At 36.8% G+C, this 17,914-nt stretch carries 16 protein-coding genes and 2 pseudogenes; 15 read left to right on the top strand and 3 right to left on the bottom strand.

All coding sequences use genetic code 11. The features are described 5' to 3' along the window. Positions 1-440: 440 nt before the first annotated feature. From TT12_RS13450 to TT12_RS13395, 12 genes and pseudogenes are all read left to right on the top strand, one after another. Positions 441-968, top strand: a complete 528-nt coding sequence (locus tag TT12_RS13450) for a hypothetical protein (protein WP_045455730.1) — start codon at positions 441-443, stop codon at positions 966-968. Between the two features lie 107 nt (positions 969-1,075). Next, positions 1,076-1,504, top strand: coding sequence for a hypothetical protein (locus TT12_RS13445; protein WP_045455728.1), 429 nt, complete (start codon positions 1,076-1,078; stop codon positions 1,502-1,504). Next, a complete protein-coding gene (locus TT12_RS13440) occupies positions 1,428-2,945 on the top strand; it encodes a tubulin-like doman-containing protein (protein ID WP_207804085.1) in 1,518 nt (505 codons plus the stop codon). The genes TT12_RS13445 and TT12_RS13440 overlap by 77 nt, the downstream gene beginning before the upstream one ends. Beyond that, positions 2,930-4,984 (top strand): hypothetical protein, encoded by a 2,055-nt coding sequence (locus TT12_RS13435; RefSeq protein ID WP_045455723.1) that lies wholly within the window; start codon positions 2,930-2,932, stop codon positions 4,982-4,984. The genes TT12_RS13440 and TT12_RS13435 overlap by 16 nt, the downstream gene beginning before the upstream one ends. Next, positions 4,977-6,272: a hypothetical protein gene (locus TT12_RS13430; protein ID WP_045455720.1), complete on the top strand. Its 1,296-nt coding sequence runs from the start codon at positions 4,977-4,979 to the stop codon at positions 6,270-6,272. The genes TT12_RS13435 and TT12_RS13430 overlap by 8 nt, the downstream gene beginning before the upstream one ends. Positions 6,273-6,315: 43 nt before the next feature. Beyond that, on the top strand, positions 6,316-7,410 hold the full coding sequence (locus tag TT12_RS13425) for a hypothetical protein (protein WP_207804084.1): 1,095 nt from the start codon (positions 6,316-6,318) through the stop codon (positions 7,408-7,410). Then, on the top strand, positions 7,410-7,658 hold the full coding sequence (locus tag TT12_RS13420) for a hypothetical protein (protein ID WP_045455715.1): 249 nt from the start codon (positions 7,410-7,412) through the stop codon (positions 7,656-7,658). Before TT12_RS13425 ends, TT12_RS13420 begins: the two co-directional genes overlap by 1 nt. 86 nt (positions 7,659-7,744) lie before the next feature. Further along, on the top strand, positions 7,745-8,905 hold the full coding sequence (locus TT12_RS13415) for a hypothetical protein (protein WP_207804083.1): 1,161 nt from the start codon (positions 7,745-7,747) through the stop codon (positions 8,903-8,905). Then, entirely contained in the window at positions 8,905-9,891 is a 987-nt protein-coding gene (locus TT12_RS13410) for a hypothetical protein (protein ID WP_045455708.1), read from the top strand. Before TT12_RS13415 ends, TT12_RS13410 begins: the two co-directional genes overlap by 1 nt. 104 nt (positions 9,892-9,995) lie before the next feature. Continuing rightward, the gene (locus TT12_RS13405) at positions 9,996-11,030 is read left to right on the top strand and encodes a tetratricopeptide repeat protein (RefSeq protein WP_045455705.1); all 1,035 of its coding nucleotides are present in this window, start codon (positions 9,996-9,998) and stop codon (positions 11,028-11,030) included. A gap of 145 nt (positions 11,031-11,175) precedes the next feature. Beyond that, positions 11,176-12,015 (top strand): hypothetical protein, encoded by an 840-nt coding sequence (locus TT12_RS13400; RefSeq protein WP_045455702.1) that lies wholly within the window; start codon positions 11,176-11,178, stop codon positions 12,013-12,015. 515 nt (positions 12,016-12,530) lie between these two features. Continuing rightward, positions 12,531-13,999, top strand: a pseudogene (locus tag TT12_RS13395) (lytic murein transglycosylase). Between the two features lie 170 nt (positions 14,000-14,169). Here TT12_RS13395 and TT12_RS13390 read toward each other — a convergent pair. The 3 genes and pseudogenes from TT12_RS13390 to TT12_RS13380 all read right to left on the bottom strand — a co-directional run. After that, a pseudogene (locus tag TT12_RS13390) lies at positions 14,170-14,430 on the bottom strand (IS3 family transposase); the annotation flags it as partial. 39 nt (positions 14,431-14,469) lie between these two features. Next, complete coding sequence (locus TT12_RS15745) at positions 14,470-14,718, bottom strand: hypothetical protein (RefSeq protein ID WP_207804082.1); 249 nt, start codon at positions 14,716-14,718, stop codon at positions 14,470-14,472. Positions 14,719-14,856: 138 nt separating this feature from the next. Further along, positions 14,857-15,360 (bottom strand): DDE-type integrase/transposase/recombinase, encoded by a 504-nt coding sequence (locus tag TT12_RS13380; RefSeq protein ID WP_045455700.1) that lies wholly within the window; start codon positions 15,358-15,360, stop codon positions 14,857-14,859. Between the two features lie 880 nt (positions 15,361-16,240). Between TT12_RS13380 and TT12_RS13370 the strand changes: the two genes are divergently transcribed. The 3 genes from TT12_RS13370 to TT12_RS13360 are packed head-to-tail and all read left to right on the top strand — an operon-like array spanning position 16,241 to position 17,861. After that, a complete protein-coding gene (locus TT12_RS13370) occupies positions 16,241-16,588 on the top strand; it encodes a leucine-rich repeat domain-containing protein (protein ID WP_045455694.1) in 348 nt (115 codons plus the stop codon). 32 nt (positions 16,589-16,620) lie between these two features. Continuing rightward, complete coding sequence (locus TT12_RS15740) at positions 16,621-17,652, top strand: leucine-rich repeat domain-containing protein (RefSeq protein ID WP_306304353.1); 1,032 nt, start codon at positions 16,621-16,623, stop codon at positions 17,650-17,652. Further along, positions 17,649-17,861 carry a hypothetical protein gene (locus tag TT12_RS13360; protein ID WP_045455690.1) on the top strand — a complete coding sequence of 71 codons (213 nt, stop codon included), beginning with the start codon at positions 17,649-17,651 and terminating at the stop codon, positions 17,859-17,861. Before TT12_RS15740 ends, TT12_RS13360 begins: the two co-directional genes overlap by 4 nt. Positions 17,862-17,914 lie beyond the last annotated feature (53 nt).

Raw genomic sequence — 17,914 nt, 5'->3', positions numbered from 1 at the left:
GGGGTAGTATCGATTTTTTACTTTTAAAAAGAACGAGTTAGTTTTCGATAATATCTGCTCGAGAGTTTTGGATTTTACTTAATTCAGATAAATATAAAACTAATATCAGTAAGCTATAGTAAAATTTACTTTAGTCGAGTAGAATTACGCGACATGTATGTACGAATTGCGTAAATTTAGGTCTCATGGTTATTTCGATCATTAAAAATCTAGAATTCAATCAAAAAAATAGAATTTTCTTGTGCTAGAAAATGTAGTTATTAAAGTATATTTTCTAGCACAAAATTGTTTTATTAAATCATCATTTGCATTTTAAGCTAGTCATGTCTTATAACATTAATTTTAAAAATTAGTATGTAGCAAGTATATAAGTTTCAATAACCTATACTCGATAACTGCATAGTTTGATATCTAACGACATATGTCGTATTGAGGGTTTTATGAATAATGCAATAATAAAAGCAATTATTATTACTGGTGTAATTGTCAGTGTATTAAGTGGTTTGATGGTTTTAGAGATGAATGAATTGGCACCTGCTTTTAAACAGACGGGACAATTGATCTTTTATGTCGCAATTACTTTTGTTTCTATTTTTTCTAGTGTTGTAGTTGCTGCTATATTATTCCATCGTAATCGTAAGAACCCACGCATAATGGTTAAACGAGCAAGAATAATTTACGCTACATATGCTGCTGGTATATCTGCGTTATTGTTCATTCTACCGAACTTTTTACTTAATAAATCAGCGGCTTCTTGTATCAAGCCTAATATATATGCAGTAATTTCAGACCCTTTAAATATCAAGGTTTGCATGAATATTAAGTCTATTTTATTCGCCAAACTTTTACCATTTACAACGCCACTATTTTTGGGAAGTTTAATAGTAAGCGCAATCGTAATTATGATGATTAGTGTGCTTATCTATCTGCTAGTCACTGCTAAATTCTTATATGGTAATAATAGGTAGGCTATACAAAGGTCTTATTATCTAAAATCGTATAAATCAATCAGCATTAGTATAATTATTGTATCTAATAAAAAGATTTCATTGTCTAAATTTAGCAGGAGTTTGTCGTGTCAAATGTACTTATTGGGGTTGGTGGTTCAGGTCAGCATATCATTCACGCATATTTACGTGTATTAGCATTAGGTAATGCTGGATCTATAGATGTTCCACACGTCTATATTATTGACGCTGATGCTCAGTCTCAACAAATTGCCAATAGAAGAAGCCAGTTGGTACCAGACATTCAAAGCCTTCATGAGTATCTGCGTCATAGAGGCATTGGTAATAAGACCAAAGAGGCTAATTTTGATATTATTCGACCCTATAGCCAGAACTTATCTTCTAGCAGTGATTTGACCGTCAAAAACGTTCTATTAGCACAAAAGAGTAAAACGAATGAAGAGATAAAAGCCTTTTTCTATGAAAAAAGACTTGAACATAAAAGTCTCAGAAGGAATGCATGCCAATCCAAAAGTAGGATCAACCATATTTGGTGAGAAGCTTGGACGTGTACTTGATGGCAGCGGAAAAATTAATACAGCTAATAAATTGCTATTACAGCAAGAATTCTTGTCATTGTTTGATGATGATGTGACGGGTATTAATACATCAGATTGTAATATTGTCATTGTAGGCTCAGTGTTCGGCGGTACTGGTAGTGGTATTATTCCAACATTAGCTCGTACATTTAACGAGATCATCAACAGCTCAAGCTCAGGACGTGCGATTAATTTAGCAACGGTGGCAACGTTACCATGGTTCCAGCTTAAACCTGGTGAAGATGGCTCAACAGGCAGCGCCTTTGATGTTGGAAAATTAAAGCGCAATACCGCCTTTGCGCTCAGAAACTTCCAGTATGAATTGCAATCTAATAGTAATAATGCTGTCAGCTCTATTTTTATTCAATCAGGTAGTATGTGGCAAGATATTCAAAGACCAAGTGCAGGAGACTTTGATCAACCGGAACATACACATGTGGTTAACTTGCTGGCAGCAAATGCTGTTCAGAATAGCTTTGCTAGACATTTTACCTCAAACGAATTGTATATGCCTATGAGTCAACTCTCTCATGAGGTGCGTAAAGGGCATTTTCATCCACATACTTCGGCTGCTTTACAATTCGAAGATTTTTCAAAGAATAGAACGTTCGTTAGTCTTTGGATGTTGCTGGTAAAAAACGCATTAACCATCTTAGTTTTGCAAGCCTTTATTGAGGTGCTAAATGGATATGCTGAAGGCGAGATTAACCATGCTGTATTAGGGGATTCTGCTGCTCAGTACGACACTGTCAAAAAGCTATTAGGCGAAATTAGTGAGCGGTTTGGTGTTAGTCTTGAGAGCAAGAAAGCTTGGTTCGGTCTAAAGTCGGTGAACTTTGTACCAAAAGTTGTAGCGACTAATCTAAAGGATGCTTTGCTTTTTGAACAAAAGCAATATCAAGACAGCTTAAAGTGGCTCTCAAAGCATGACTATGATAATGAGAATGCCTCAGGTATTATCCCAGCGTTTAGAGCCTACCATAATATCAATAGTGCAGATAATGCTAATTCTTTATGGTCGCAACTGGTTGGTGCAAATGACCAAACGGGTTTTGAAAAAGATGAATTGTGGCAATCATGTGCACTTAAAGTCTTAGAGAACACCGTTGTAAATGATCAAGGTGCTATTGATACTACGCTACAGGCAAAAATCAATAGCATCATAGAGCAAGGTGTCACTGATACGAGTAAGTATGCTCAATTAGCAAGTAATATTGCTAGCTCAGTCTTTAAAAACCTCAACGATTATGTGAAACCAGCAGAGGAGTTTGGGGAGAAATTCTCTGAGTTCCGCACTCTTTCTGATACGGCACAATCTATTAGCCACGTTCAGCTACAGATGCAGCAACAAAGAGATAAAATTGCCCATTACGGCGCGATGGATTGGACTTGCAGTTAGCAGGCGATGTAGCATCGTTAGATATTATGGATATAGATCATCCTAAGACACTTCGTTGGTTGGATGCATTATCGCCCACATCAACCACTTCCAATCTTATTAACACGATTCAGTTAGATGAGAGTATCGCGCAAGGTGTTCCTAATATCTTAGCGTCGTTTTTATTACAGAAATGGCGACTACAGATTCAAAATGATATTACTGTCTCACAGTTAATAGAAAGTAACCATACTGAATATTATAAAATCGTTGCCAATAAATTCCAAAGTACAGAGATGGGCTTATATCTGTATGCACAGCGTGTCATTGAAGCAGCGTTCTGGTTACTGATAAGTGGTTCGACAGAGGTAGTTTATACTGCCATACCATTAGATGAGAACAATGCTTATCATCGTTGGCTCAAGCGCGAGCTATTGACCCAAAACTGGTCAGATAGTGAACTTGGTATGATAGTGACCAATGACTCAGAGCGGACACCATTATTTTTATGGAATGGCTATTACTGGTGCTTAGCAGCAAACAGTACTGCGCAAGAGTACTTCGCAGGTTTACTACAAAACATGCAACTCCCAAGTCTGCGTTATAGATATGCTGATTTGTTCTCACGAAAAGAAAACGGTGATAAAAACAATATTAGCTCACTAGATAAGTTCTTTGCTGGGCAGTTGAATGCCTTAAGAATCAGACTAAAGAACAGTCCTAGTGCGAATAAGAATCATAATGAAAACATATTATTAACCGCCTTAACCGGTATATTGACTGATCTACCACCGCCAGCGCCTCCTAGTGTCGTGGCGCCGATTTACCCTGCGCTAACCTTGGGTTGTCGTAATGTCGTGACGCTTAGTGAAATTGGCACTTCAAGCTCTGTAGTCAAAACGAGTGGTTATTTAGTTAGACACCCGCAGGTAGTCATGTTGGATAAACTACCTGATAACAATGGTAACGTGGTTAATATCCAACAATTCTTACCTGTTAAAAAAGAGTACTGGCTTGAACCTGAAGTAATAGAGCAATTGTCTAAACCCAATGGTGAAGCGGTTCATACCAAAGTAAAATTTAATGGTGAGAGTAATAATGAGTGTTCAATACAATATACCAAACTGTATGTGCCAGAATTAGGATGGATGGAGTTCCCACATGGCGGCGATGCCAATCAAACTACTATTGCGATCACACCTTATGACTTAGCCTTTGGCGTTGGCGTCTGGCCAAACTTTAAAGTAGAAGGCTGGAACTACTACTTTATAACTGTAGATATTGAAAAGCGTAACGTGTACGAAGATTTAGCCAGTAAGTTAAATACCACGCTAGGCTCAGACAAGATTACAGTCACGGTATATTCTCAAGATTTAACACAATCTAAAGTATTTGGCTTTGATGCCATTCCCTTAAAAGTTGAGTTTGTACCTGCCATCATAGAGCTGTCTTGTGGCGATACAGTGATTGCTACGCAGCCAATTATATTAAATGAAAATCTAAAATCAGGAAACAGCCATATAAAGTGTATTGGCTTAGATTTTGGTACTTCTAATACTTGCATGGCTAAGGCATACAATGAACAGGGTCAGATTAAACGCGAAAATCTCAATCTTGCTAATACTGCTAATGAATCAAGAATGGAATGGTTAGTCTATTCCGAAACTGATGATATTAAAGGACAAGAAGAGTGGTTAAAAAACCGTAGCGCTTATTATTTACAGCGTCAGGCAGATGTAGAGCAGGGTGCTAGCTATACCATTCCTAGTGAGATTTTACTCGGTTTGAGTAATCGTACCAATCCAGACGGCAGTAATCAGACCGATGTTCAGCTAAAAACCATGAAAGAGAATGCAGATAAAGGTCAGGTACTTATCAATGGCCTGAATTTAAATGCACCTATTTTTACTCCTTTATGTAGTGATTTTTTAGGTGTGTCAAATTCAGATAATGAGCGCATTAAGTTCTTTAACAGTTTGCTTGAAAGTAATGATATACAGCGTATTTATGGAAATATTAAGTGCCTCAAGAGACAGGAGGGAGTGATTATCCTTGTCTAGCAGACTGCGCTCTATCTATATTGAGCAGATGCTGATCGGAGTGTTAGCGCGCTTAAGATATTCTGGTGTGACAGATATAGACTATGTTTATGTTACTCGTCCTGACGCCTTCATGTTTGAAAATACGACCTTTGCTAATACTTATGCACGTGATATGAAAACTGTATTGAGCAAGCTGGCTGAGAAAACAGGTATCACGGTCAAAAAGCCAGATGTCATAGAGGTTTCTGAGACCGAAGCTGCATTGCAGATGTCTATGATCAATCCTAACGAATCTTATGTCATTATCGATATGGGCGGCGGAACAACGGACATCGACATCGAGCTAACATATACGGATTATGATGACGCAATCCAGCGCTTAAAATACTCTAGTAGTATTAAATGGGCAGGTAATGATTTATTAAGTGCGATGCTAAAGCCTGAAGATAGCCCGATTCGTAAATTCTTAGAGCATAAAGTAAACATACAATCGAAAGATACTAATGAGAAATATTACGAGACTTTGTTAACTTCAGTTATGAAGCTGCAAATCCGAAACGGTATCCGTATCGTTGATGAGTTACCTACTGATCCAGGTGCAGTTTCAAAGGTTGCTGAGATGTTCTTTGAGAGTATTTATGAATACATCTTTGTAAAAATAAAATTGCTACTACAGCAAGCTGGTTTCAAGTCTATTGATCATCTAAAGAACCAAAAGCTAAATATCGTACTACAAGGTAACGGCTTTAAGCTGAGCGATTACTTTAGCCATGATACGCATCCGCATCCTGCTATCAACGAAGGTCATTATGCTCACGCAGTTTGGGATACCGTATTTGCGGATTATTTTGGTAGTGATGAGATAACACTGAATGTTAGCTATAGTGAGAACAGCAAAGAGCATATGATTCGTGATGGCGCTGGTGGTATTGCTGACCAGATGTATAGTAATAAGATTAGTAGCGTTTTGGAACATCCGAAAATGTTATATCCACCTAACATGTTTGATAAAAATATGACAGATATTCCAATATTGGTTGATTACGATAAGGATGGCGCTATCCCACGTCTTAACGATAGTCTGTCAGATAAAGAAAATCTACTGCCTCTATTAGAGAGTCTATTCCCTTACACTAAAAAATATTGGAATAATGATATCGAGAAGGTTGCATATTTATTTATCAACAACAGAATTGGCAATCTTAATTTTTATGACGTAAATGCTATGTATCTGACGGGTTCAGGAAATGGTAACGATCATTGGAACTTTAACTCAGCGATGCATCAGAAGTTACAGGGTAACTAGGAATATAATAATGATAAAAAACATCTGTAACAGTGAGCTATTTGTGCCGCAAAAATCAAAAACAACTAAGCTCGTTTTAGCAATAGTGGTAGGGGCAGCACTGTTGCCCTTATCGGCTATAGCAACGCCAATGAATGATAAAGAGGTAGATCAGTTATCAAAAGAAACAATTATTGATGAGTCTAAAGAAAAAGTAACTACTATTACTAACAGTAGTGAGAAGAAAGATTCAGGAAAATTAGATAATGACATATTTGATTCTTCAGTGCCTAGTGCCAATACGTCAAATAGCTCTACCAATCAGCCGAATGCAGGAAATATTGAAAATAACGATAGTAGTGATGGCACTAATACAGGAATTAATAATGGTACTCTTTCTGCCTTAGCAGAGGTAGAAGCGCGTGCTTCTGATAATACCAAAGAAATGCCTGTTGAAAAGCAACCAGAAATAGCCAAAAAAACTCCATTTTGGAAGAACACTAATTATCTATTAAGTGGCGGCTTAATATTTTTGATTTTAGGTGGAGCCTTGCTATCATTCTTAAAAATCAGCAGGTTAAGCGATGAGAATGAAAAGTTAGAGCAACAAAATCAACGTTTAAGAAAAGAAGCTGGTAATGCTCTTAACAAGTTAAAGCAATCTAATATTAAGAATGCAGAGCTTGAATCCACCCTTAAGCAACAACTTAATATAAACAACGATTATAAAAGTAATGCTATTGACACTTTTGGCGCAGTATTGCCCATCATGGACACGGAAGAGCCTTTAGTGATTGAGGATCTAAACGCATCAGATCGCAATCAACTATCTGATAGTATCACTACATGGTTTCAAAAAAATCGTGGCAACATGAATATTAGAGATCTAGTATCTGTAGAGATCCAGAAAAAGCTAGATCATTGGCAGTATTCGATTGAGCTTTGGACGCAAAGTGATGGAGTTGACTCTATTGAGTTGGCGCAGAATACAATGCGTGCTTCCGTTATTAGTTTAACCAAACCTGACAGACGAGGTTTTGCTTATTGCTTTAAAAAACCAAATGCGCTATCGACAGTTTGGGTTAATAAAGGGTGGTACGAAGTACAGCGAACGAATAGTACGCTAGAAGTGTCGAGCAAACCCTTGGAGATAAATTAATGCAGATAGACTTATCAAAGTATGCTAGCGCATTGAGTACGGCACTATTAGTTAGTGTGCTTGCAGGCTGTAGTGATGAGCCTGAAGCGGTTGCCACTGAAGCGCCTGCGGTAAAAGTCAATACTAAACCTAACTTTATGCCGCCATTAAATTTAGACATATTACCTCAGACAAAGAGTAGCGCTTCAGCATCGATTATATTATCGATGGTTCAGCGAGTATGTGTGGCTATTTTAATGCAGAGTTAGATACTACTGAACAAGCCATTCCTATTACCAAGTTGGTTCAGGCTATTCAGTCGGTGCTCAGGACGAATGATCGCATATTGATATTTATGCAGGGTGAAGCGTCAGATAAAGCAACTTACATCCCCTTTGAGAAATTCGAAAATCAATTGATGCAAGGTAAGTGTGATTTAGGTGGGCAGTATACTGAACTTGGTCTTATTCTTCAGGATTATAGAGAGCAACCAGAACTTCAGCAACGTTCGGTAGCGATTGTTTCTGATATGCACTTATTACCTGCTGAGAGAACAACTTTTGAAACGCAGTATGATGCCTTTCTTGGTGCTTATATTAGTGCGGAAAATACAGCTTCTTCGCTATCTAATGGTATCTTATCGCTTCGTTCGCCATTTGTCGGAACTTACTATACGGTGAATAATGCCACTAAAAAGTTAGAGCAGACACAAAAACATCTTCATTTTTTTTGGTTGGCAAAACAAGCCGCTGATGCTGCCCAGATCGAAAAAATACAACAGAATTTAATTGGTGCTCAGACGCAATTTCCAAACAGCGTCATTGCTCAGGCTGAGTTTTTACCACAGCTTAGACTCTTGACAGATGATGCAAAAAGTTATGAATCATTTAGCTCGCCTGCACCGATTATAAGTCCAAAAAACATTATTGATTTGTCTATGGCAGAGCATAAACCCTATATTAGTGCATTCGAAGCTAATAGCTCTCTTAGTGAAGAGCAAAAGAACTGTTATGATATTAGCTGGAATGAGAAAAATGACATTGTCTTTTATCCTTATCCCAATCCAAAAACCAATCGCGACAGGATTTGTCCCGACGGTTCATTATTCCGATCCAAAACAGGCAGTACATTAAGATTAAACTTGCCACTGCAAAATGGCTATAGTGTGACGCCTAAAGCGCCAGTAGAGGAAATAGATAACTACCTATCGATTCCTATTATAGAAGCACAAAAATCCTGTATTGGCGTAAGCTCGGGAATGGCAGATGCCCAAAAAAGTGCTCAAGGTTTCGCGCTACAATATGCTGCTGATAGTACGGCTATAAATACAAACTATTATGCTCAGTACTCTATTGAGCGTGATGGTTGTAGTTCTGATTCGGACTGCAGCAACCTTGTGGATAAGACTTTTCAGTATAATCAGTTGATATCAAGCCTTGCTAATAAGTCGAAACAGCATATCGAAAGTCTTTATCCAAGGACTATCAATATTAATCTAACTTGTGACCCAAGCTAATGATAGATGATGACATATGGGTATTATGGCGGTTGTCGACTCAACAACATTTAGACAACAATAACTTTGAATGCAGTTTAATTTTAGAGAGTTCAGATTGTTCGCCTCTTGAAGTTATAGATATTAATATTGCTGAAGTCCATAAGAAAATTTGGTTACGTTTGGTGCGTAAAGAAGCACCATTCGATACTATTAGCGACATCGATATTCCAATAAAAAATAATCTATCGCTGTTTTTATCTGGTTTTATTGATGTTGAGGCACTTATAAATCTAAAACCAGACCTAGCATATATCTATTTGTGGGCATCAGCAAAACATGAAAAGATATATTTTGAAACGTTGTACCCATTAAGTAAACTAAACGAAAAAGCAGAAAGTCGAGACTTTAGTAAAAACTGTATACAGATATACCCTAAAACTCCCTCGCAAAAGTATGTTGATCTAGAAGATAAAATGCTGGAGGCAAATGATTTATCACATTTATTAACTATCATCCAACACCAAGTTGAAGAGGTTATAGTAGTAAAAGAGCTCGAAATAGCTAAAGAGCTTATAACAGAATCTGAAGTTGATCTAGACAGCTTTAATCTTGAAATGCTAGATAGTAATGATGTGGATTCGGTATGGAGAATGTTTTCTAAGCAAGACTTGGAAGATTTGGTAGAAGGCTTCAATGATTGGCAAAGAGTACATGGCAAAAATACGCTGATTGCAAGATTGCCAAAAAGCTTGGTAGAAAAATTAAGTGGTGAGTTTAGCATTGTATTTTGGACTAGTGGGCAAGGAATTAGTAACATGATTGTAGATGATAAACCGCCTAGACATACTATGGTGTTAGGTATCACTAACCGCTCGGGTGATCAGGGTATCGGCTATTGTATACAAAGACCAACAAGCTTGGATAAAATGTGGACGCATCAGAAATGGCATAGTCTTGAATACAGTAACAGTGAGATTTTAAAAGTAGAGCCAGTTAGTTTTTAAGACTCAACTCTATATGTACATCCATTTATATGGTAATGACACGACAGGTATGCTGTCTAGCAGATTGCATAAAATAATACACAATGTAATATGGCTTAATTCAAATGAATAAAAACCTTCAATATACGTTAATGAGTTTTACAGGCATTCTGTTGATGGTGATTGCCTCGGGTGCTTTCGATTCTAATAATGATGATTATTATGAGGATACAGAGTCTGCTGGATTATATGAGATTGGTGAACCGATTGAGCAACAAGCAGAAGAGGTCGATGCACAAGAAGATATCGAGGTTGCTGTCAATACAGCAACTGATGAACAATATATTGAATGGGTTGACCAGCTGGCTATAGTGGATGCGCAGTATCCCAACGATATGGAACGTTTAGAGAAGTATCAAAGTCTACTTGATGATAATAAAAATCCTTTTGCACCAATCTTGCTGGCCAGCACTATCGTCAACGTTAAGAACCAATCTAGAGATGTAGATATATTTGAAGAGTGGTTAGCTAGTTTTGGATTTGATGTTAGCTCAATTGATAGTCTTGAAACCTTGGCAAATAACCAAAATGTTAATGCAATGTTTTTACTGGGCGTTTATTACTATCAGGTACAACTTTATGATCAATCTAGATCTTGGCTTGAGCAAGCTTCAAACCAAGAGCATGCAGGGGCAATGAACCAATTGGCGTGGGTATATAGAGAAGGACTTGGTGTTGATACAGATCTAGATTACGCAGTAACATGGCATCGTCATTCTGCTGAGGCTAATTACCCGCGTGCGATGACCAACTTAGCTTATCTTTATAGTATCGGTGAAGGCGTTGAAAAAGATTTAGACACTTCAGCTATGTGGTATAAAAGAGCCGCTGAACTTAATAGCGCTTCAGCGATTTATGCAATAGCGACTTACAGCCTAAACGGTACGGGTGGTATGCAAAAAGACGAACAACAGGGCGTTAGTTTATTAATGGAATCCGCAAAGCTTGGGCATAAGAGAGCAATGTATGCCATAGGAAAGCGCTATGAAAATGGTGAGGGGTTAGAGGTGAATCTGGAGGAAGCTATTGATTGGTATAGTGAATCTGCAAAGTTGGGCGAACCTGATGCTATTCAAGCTATGAATCGATTAAATTATTAATATTTTTGAGGCTTTAGAAATTAGTGATGTCTTATATTCATCATAGATGTATTAGTAAATATTTGGATATTAAAGGCTGTAGCGGAAAGTTTAATAGTAGTAAATTATATTGCAGCAGTTAAAGTTAATTAGGGACTAAGAATTAATGAGATTTAATTTATTGTTGTACGTGCCAGCATTGGTCGATAATCTTGATATGGAATACGGAATTTTTATCCAGCATCATTTGATGGATGACGCTGATGTTGAATTGAATTACTTTGACTTCAGCAGGATTAATTCAGAAAACTATGCCTTAGATATAGTAGATAGAAATGAAGTCACTAAAAAAGTAAGAAAAGATTGTCTGGTAGATGGTTATACGCTTAATAGTCATTATTCGATAGATTTAGATAAAGGTTTTAACAGAAACATAAGTAGGGACGAAGTTAGGCAGATATTTATATGTTTTAAAAACAATTCAAAAGAACCTATCGATGCTTTTATTCGTATGACTCACGATGGGGAAACCAACAACTATCGTATTAAAGATAATTTGGTATTCTTTCAACTTTGGGTGGCTCCAGAGATGGCAGGTAGTTCTGATATTGCCTTAAATATAGGAAAAGTTAATTATACGAACTTTGATTACTTTTGTGAGAGTATAAAGACAGAGGTGAATAATCAATGGCGCTTGATGTTAAATAAGAAAAGAGACATCAGTAAAAAGAAGCTGGTTACGCATAACAATGTTACTCATGAGCAATCAGAACCCATTCAAGAACCACAAACACAACCTAAGCTTGAAAGGATATTTGCACAGCCAGATGAAGTTCCTGATCATATACGCGTTATACAGACAGATTCGCAAGAAATTCTAATTCCACAAAGTGTCAACATACTAGCCGATAGTAGAAATGGATCGAATAGTTTTAAGATAATCGCTTATATTTTACTAATTTTAGGAGTCTTATCAATTTTAGGAAAAATATTTAGTGGTAATTAATTGACTTGATTTAATTTTTAAAAATTAAGAACTGAAGTTTTGATGCAATTAATCAATTACTTGTTTAATTATTTGCTAAGCAACATAAATACATCGTTAGAAGTCAATGAACTTCTGATTATGTGGAATATGTAATTAAGAAACATAATATTTTTTCTTAAAATTTAGCTAGTATTTTATAAATAAAATTAAATTATTTTAAAATAAAGAGAATGATATTATAATTATAACTTACCCAGTAGACTCTTGGACCAAAATCATTAAAAGCATTAAATATAAAGAAATGAGCATTCGTGAAGCTTATGATTTCTGGATTAATAATACATTTTAGATGGTTTAATTAAATTTGGTTTACCTTTAATTATCTTACTAATTTTTTAAATCTATAATTAAAAATTAATAGAATAATTTAAGTCTAAGTGAGAAATATATTTTATTTAAAGGCTCTTTGAATAAAATAATTATTTTTCTGCTAATATACTGCTTTCGATTTTATGACTACTGAGCAACTACTAATGCCTCCATCAACATTATCTGCTGTCCCATATTTATTAATATCCATATACCTGCTATCAGTGAGTAACACTACATATGCAGTAAATACGGACAGATCGAAGACTGATAAAGTAGATATTGATAATCAAAGATTCGCAATCTGTTTAAACAACCTAGTTAAAACTGGTCCTTTTGTAAGCGTCAAAGAAACTTTTACCCAGTATCGTCCTTCTCTGTTAGATCCTAGCGTATTAGAGTCACTAAATTATCAGCCAGAGTTTGCTAAAGAACCTTGGGATTATTTAGCTAGCTTAGTAGATGAAGAAAGAGTTGTTGATGGTATTGCTGCTGATGAGGATTATGCCAATGTATTGGCAAAAATAGAGACTCACTATGGGGTAAATCGCTATGATGTGCTTGGTGTTTGGGGCGTAGAGTCGGATTTTGGGACTAAGTTAGGCAAAAAAGATGTAATTAATTCCTTGGCTACTTTATCTTGCTTTGGGCGTCGTCAAAGTTACTTCCGTAGGGAGTATGTTAGTGCTTTAAAAATATTGAAAAAAGGCGATATTGCTAAATCAGACTTTAAAGGCTCATGGGCAGGCGCTTTCGGACAGACTCAGTTCATGCCTTCTACATTTCTACAATTAGCACAAGATTTTGATGGTGATAATCGTAAAGATTTGGTGAATAGCCAAGCAGATGCATTAGCATCAACCGCTAACTTCCTAAAGAACAGTGGTTACCAAAGTAATAACCTTGGGGTTATGAAGTACGCTTACCTTCAGGCACTAATTTTTCGAATGATCGTAAAAACAAAAAGCCTATATCTCATTGGCAAGGTCTAGGCATTACTTTGCCAGATAATAAACCATTACCAGAGACTTTATCTTCAGCAGGTTTGTTTTTACCATCTGGTAAACAAGGCCCAGCATTTTTAGTAGGACGCAATTTTGATGCCTTCTATGCTTATAATGCGTCAGAAAATTATGCACTAGCTATTGCCCACTTATCACAGCGTATTAAACAACAAGATACCAACGTTGACTTTGCAACCCCTTGGCCTACTGATGATCCAGGCTTGAACCGCAAAGAGTCTCGCGAGGTTCAAGAGTCGTTAAACCTTCTAGGTTATAGTATGGACGAAGTAGATGGCATCATTGGAGATAAAACACGCAAAGCGATTCAAAAATATCAAGCAGATATAAACATCAAAACAGATGGTAAAGCTGGACAAAAGATACACCGACATCTAATAGCTAGCTCTAAGGAACTAAGAGAAGCAGCTAAAATAGAGGCAAAGATAAATGCTAATCGAGAAGCCATAGATACTAACAGTTCACAGAACGAAAATAAGGAAGGATCTAAAACCAAGTCTACGCATAGTTTATCTGATTTAGTAAGGAGTAAATCTTTACTCTTTATTATTATTTCTATATTATTTTTGCTTAGCATTGCTATCGTAATTTTAAGTAAGAGAAAATTGTAATTAAATAAAATATTAACGTGGGGGCTGTAGTAGATATAAGTACTAGACCTCTTACAAAAGTCATGACCCAAGCTCGAAATTTACAACACCATCAAATAGCATCATTCTGAGATCATTGACCTTGCTGACCCTGCCGTCAATTCCATACAGTCAAATTTGGGAGATTTTAGTTACGCAGCCTGACGATAATAATCAAACCACACCTGTCTTGGCGATCGATAGCCCAAACCCTTTTGAATCCTCGTTTGGTTATAGTAAAGCTCAATATATCCAATGATATCGCTGATGGCTGCAAACCTTGTTTTATAGTCTTGATGATACAAAAGCTCATTCTTCAATACGCCCCAGAAACTTTCTATTGGCGCATTGTCATAACAATTACCTTTACCACTCATAGAGCCTGTAAACTGCTGCTGCTTGATGATCTTATGATCGGAGTTTTTCAAGGTAGTTGTCACCATCAAGCTAAATTAAGCGGCTTGTAATCTTTGCTGTTGTTGCTCTTTTACAGGATTTAGCGTTGTTGGCCCTACAGGCTCGCAGTTCCTCACCTCCTGAGTTCCCCAGCGTATCGGGTTTTCATCTTTAGCGCGCTGCATCGTGAGCAGACGCTTCGCCAGTACTTCCTTATCCTCACCCGTATGGCGCTGATTGGGCGTCACAAAGTTCAGCTGACTGTGCTTATGCTCATTGTTGTACCAACGTGTGAATGTCAGCATCCATCGTCTTGCCGCATCTAAGCTCTTAAAGCCATCGATAGGCAATTAGGGCGATACTTGCAGGTTTTAAATAAAGACTCTGCAAACGGGTTGTCATTACTGACACGCGGTCTGCTGTAAGAGGTGAGTACCCCAAGCTCATACGCTTTCATGCGCATGGTTTGAGCTTTCATCGGTGCCCCATTGTCTGAGTGTAGCACCACCAGTGTGCAATGCATTCTCACTGATTAAAGTACGCTCAAGCAGCTGAGCTGCCAGTACACCTGACTCGTGGTCATAAACCTCCCAGCCAACAATTTTACGGCTATAGACATCCTCTATCATGTACAAATAATAGAACTGACCCCGTACCGGACTTGGCAGATAGGTGATATCCCAGCAGAACACTTGGCAAGGGCCAGTGGCAGTAAAGGTCTTTGGGGCGCTTGAGGCTTTAGGGGCAAGTGCACGACCGCGGTGAGCCAATTGCTCATGCTGCCTCAGCACCCGATAAAAGGTAGACTCTGAGCCATGATATATCCCCTCATCAAGCAGTCGGTACAATTTGGGTGGGCGGCAGACTGGCAAAGCGGGCTGATTGCACACGGCTAGGATGGCGGCTTGTTCAGAGGCGCTCAGTTTATTCTTAGGAGCTTGGCGCACGACGTCACACCGTTTATCACCATTCACGTGACCTGCGCGGTACCAGCGCCGATAGGTGCGGATGCTAATGCCAACTTCAATACAGGCAAGGTTAAGTCTGGCTCCTGAGTGATTGGCCTCTTGTATCCAGTCTATGTATTGCTTGCGCTTAGGGAGTGTAGTGGCATAATAAAATTGGACAGCTGCTAAGAGGTTATACTAACCCAAAGAAGGAAAATAGTATGACCACTACAGTTAGTAGGTTTTACCGCTTCTACAATGAGCATTCAAAACGGTACCCTTATTTATACTCACGATGATCGGGGTGATATCGTAGGCACTCCAATTTCTACTGTCTCTCAAGGGACGATTGAGTCTGATGCAACGAATGATAGGGAATCTAGCAGATATAGTAATAGAGGAAATAGTAATACATCAGATTTTGGATTTATTGATGGATATATCGAAAGTTTAACGAATTACGTATACAGGAAGGGATGGAGTCAAAAGAGTATATTTGGAAAGTTAGTAACATTGATATTACTACCCTTTGCAGTTTGCATCTCTGCTATTCAGATTGCTTTCATAATTTTAAGATGGCTATTGATTGCTACGGTAGTACTTGTAGTTCTATATGTATTTTATATAGGCATTTTTAGTTAGTTTCACCATTTTTAAGTATTATCACTGCAATGAAAAAATGTACGGCCAGTTCGATGTATAAAGATGGTCATTCAAGATTTAAAAATATACAATCATAGGGCTACACTATTAACATAAGTTTATTAGCTAAAGGAGAGAATCAGACAATTTGAAGTTTTGGATAATTAATACTTAAATTTCTATAAGCCGATCATAGCGGATCAACAAAAAATAATTTTATTTAATAAAGGGATTTATAATGGGAAACGTAACTAATTTAGATGATGAAAAATGGATGAAACAAATCTGGAATTGGGCAGATAAGGCCTATATTGATGAAAGTATCATACCTAGAGAGCTAAAAAAATTATTAGAATTAAAAGAGATAAATATTAGTCACAATGATGATATAAAAAATATACCTGAAAGTATTGGAAATCTTAAAAATTTAGAGAGGTTTATCTTAGTAGGAACTAATGTAAAAAAATTACCAAATAGTATCGGTCATTTAGTGAACTTAAAATTTTTATATATCAGTTATGTTGAAAAATTAACTGATTTTCCTGAAAGTATTGGAAATCTTAAAAATTTAGAACATTTAAGTTAGATGGAAGTAATTTTAAAAAATTACCAGATTGCATTGGTCAGCTATCTAACTTAAAAAAATTAATCCTTGATGATAACGTCAAGCTTACTGAAATTACTGAAAGTATCGGAAATCTTAAGAATTTAGAGGAATTTGTTTTAGAAGGTAATAAAGTAAAAGAATTACCAGATGGCATTGGTTACCTTGAAAGTCTAGAAAATTTAAAAATTGAAAATACTAGCATTAAAAAATTACCCGATAGTATTGGCCAACTGTTAAAATTAAAAAAATTGGATATTTGTGATAACAGTAAACTAACGGAAATTCCTGAAAGTATTGGAAGTCTTAACAATTTAGAAAATCTTGATTTAGGGGGTAATAGTTTAAAAAAAATACCAGACAGTATCGGTCAACTGTCTAACTTGAAAGAATTATCTATTAGTAGTAATAAACTAACTAGTCTTCCTGAAAGTATTGGAGACCTTAAAAATTTAAAAATATTAGAATTATATAGTAACAAGTTAAAGTCTCTTCCTGAAAGTATTATAGGTATGGAGAATTTAGAATCAATAGAGATATCTGATAACCCTCTTAAAAATATGTCTAAGCCTATATTAGATTTTCTGCAAAATCTAGGTGTTTACTCTGATGAAGTTGACGAATCAGATTCTTCAACTTCAAGTGTCTCTAATGAAAATGATACTTCAACATTTCTTCAGGTCAATGGCTATGGGGTAGAGACCTTTGCCGGTACTGTAGAGGCTGCAACATATCAATACTTCGAAGATAATGATATCGATCTTGAAGACTATAGCAATGATGCTGAGTGGGGTGATGATAACTGCCAAGTTCCAGAGGAGCATAACTTTGGTGGGGGTGGATTATATGAAGTCGATAATCTATGGCATGTCAACGGCGCTTATTTAACAGAAGATACTCAAATTGAGTTGGTGAACGGTTCTGAAGATACAATCTGGAGTTCGAACTGTGATACTGAATCGCTTGAATCGCAAGGTATTAAGTTGATTTGCGTTTCAAGTCAAGAAGATATTTTTGATAGTTTAGATTTAAAGACAGTTGTATGATTGGTAGAATTTTCCAACAAGGTTGTACTTTTGAGAATCAACTTCAGGATATTGAAAATTTTGATCCAAATAACCTGACTATCTACTACCATGAAGATGAAAGCGGACGTATTATTAAGAAAATTGAATACAATGATACTGAGCTTGAAAACGGCAATAGTAGTACTTCTGGCTCAGGATCTGAATATTCTTGGGAAGTCATTGGATAGTAGATTATGAAATGCTTTTAAATATAGAGTTTTATCGAAGCGCTAATCGAGAG

The sequence above is a fragment of the Psychrobacter sp. JCM 18903 genome (genome assembly GCF_000586475.1).
GTDB lineage: Bacteria > Pseudomonadota > Gammaproteobacteria > Pseudomonadales > Moraxellaceae > Psychrobacter.
This window is presented reverse-complemented; position numbering and strand designations above follow the sequence as displayed.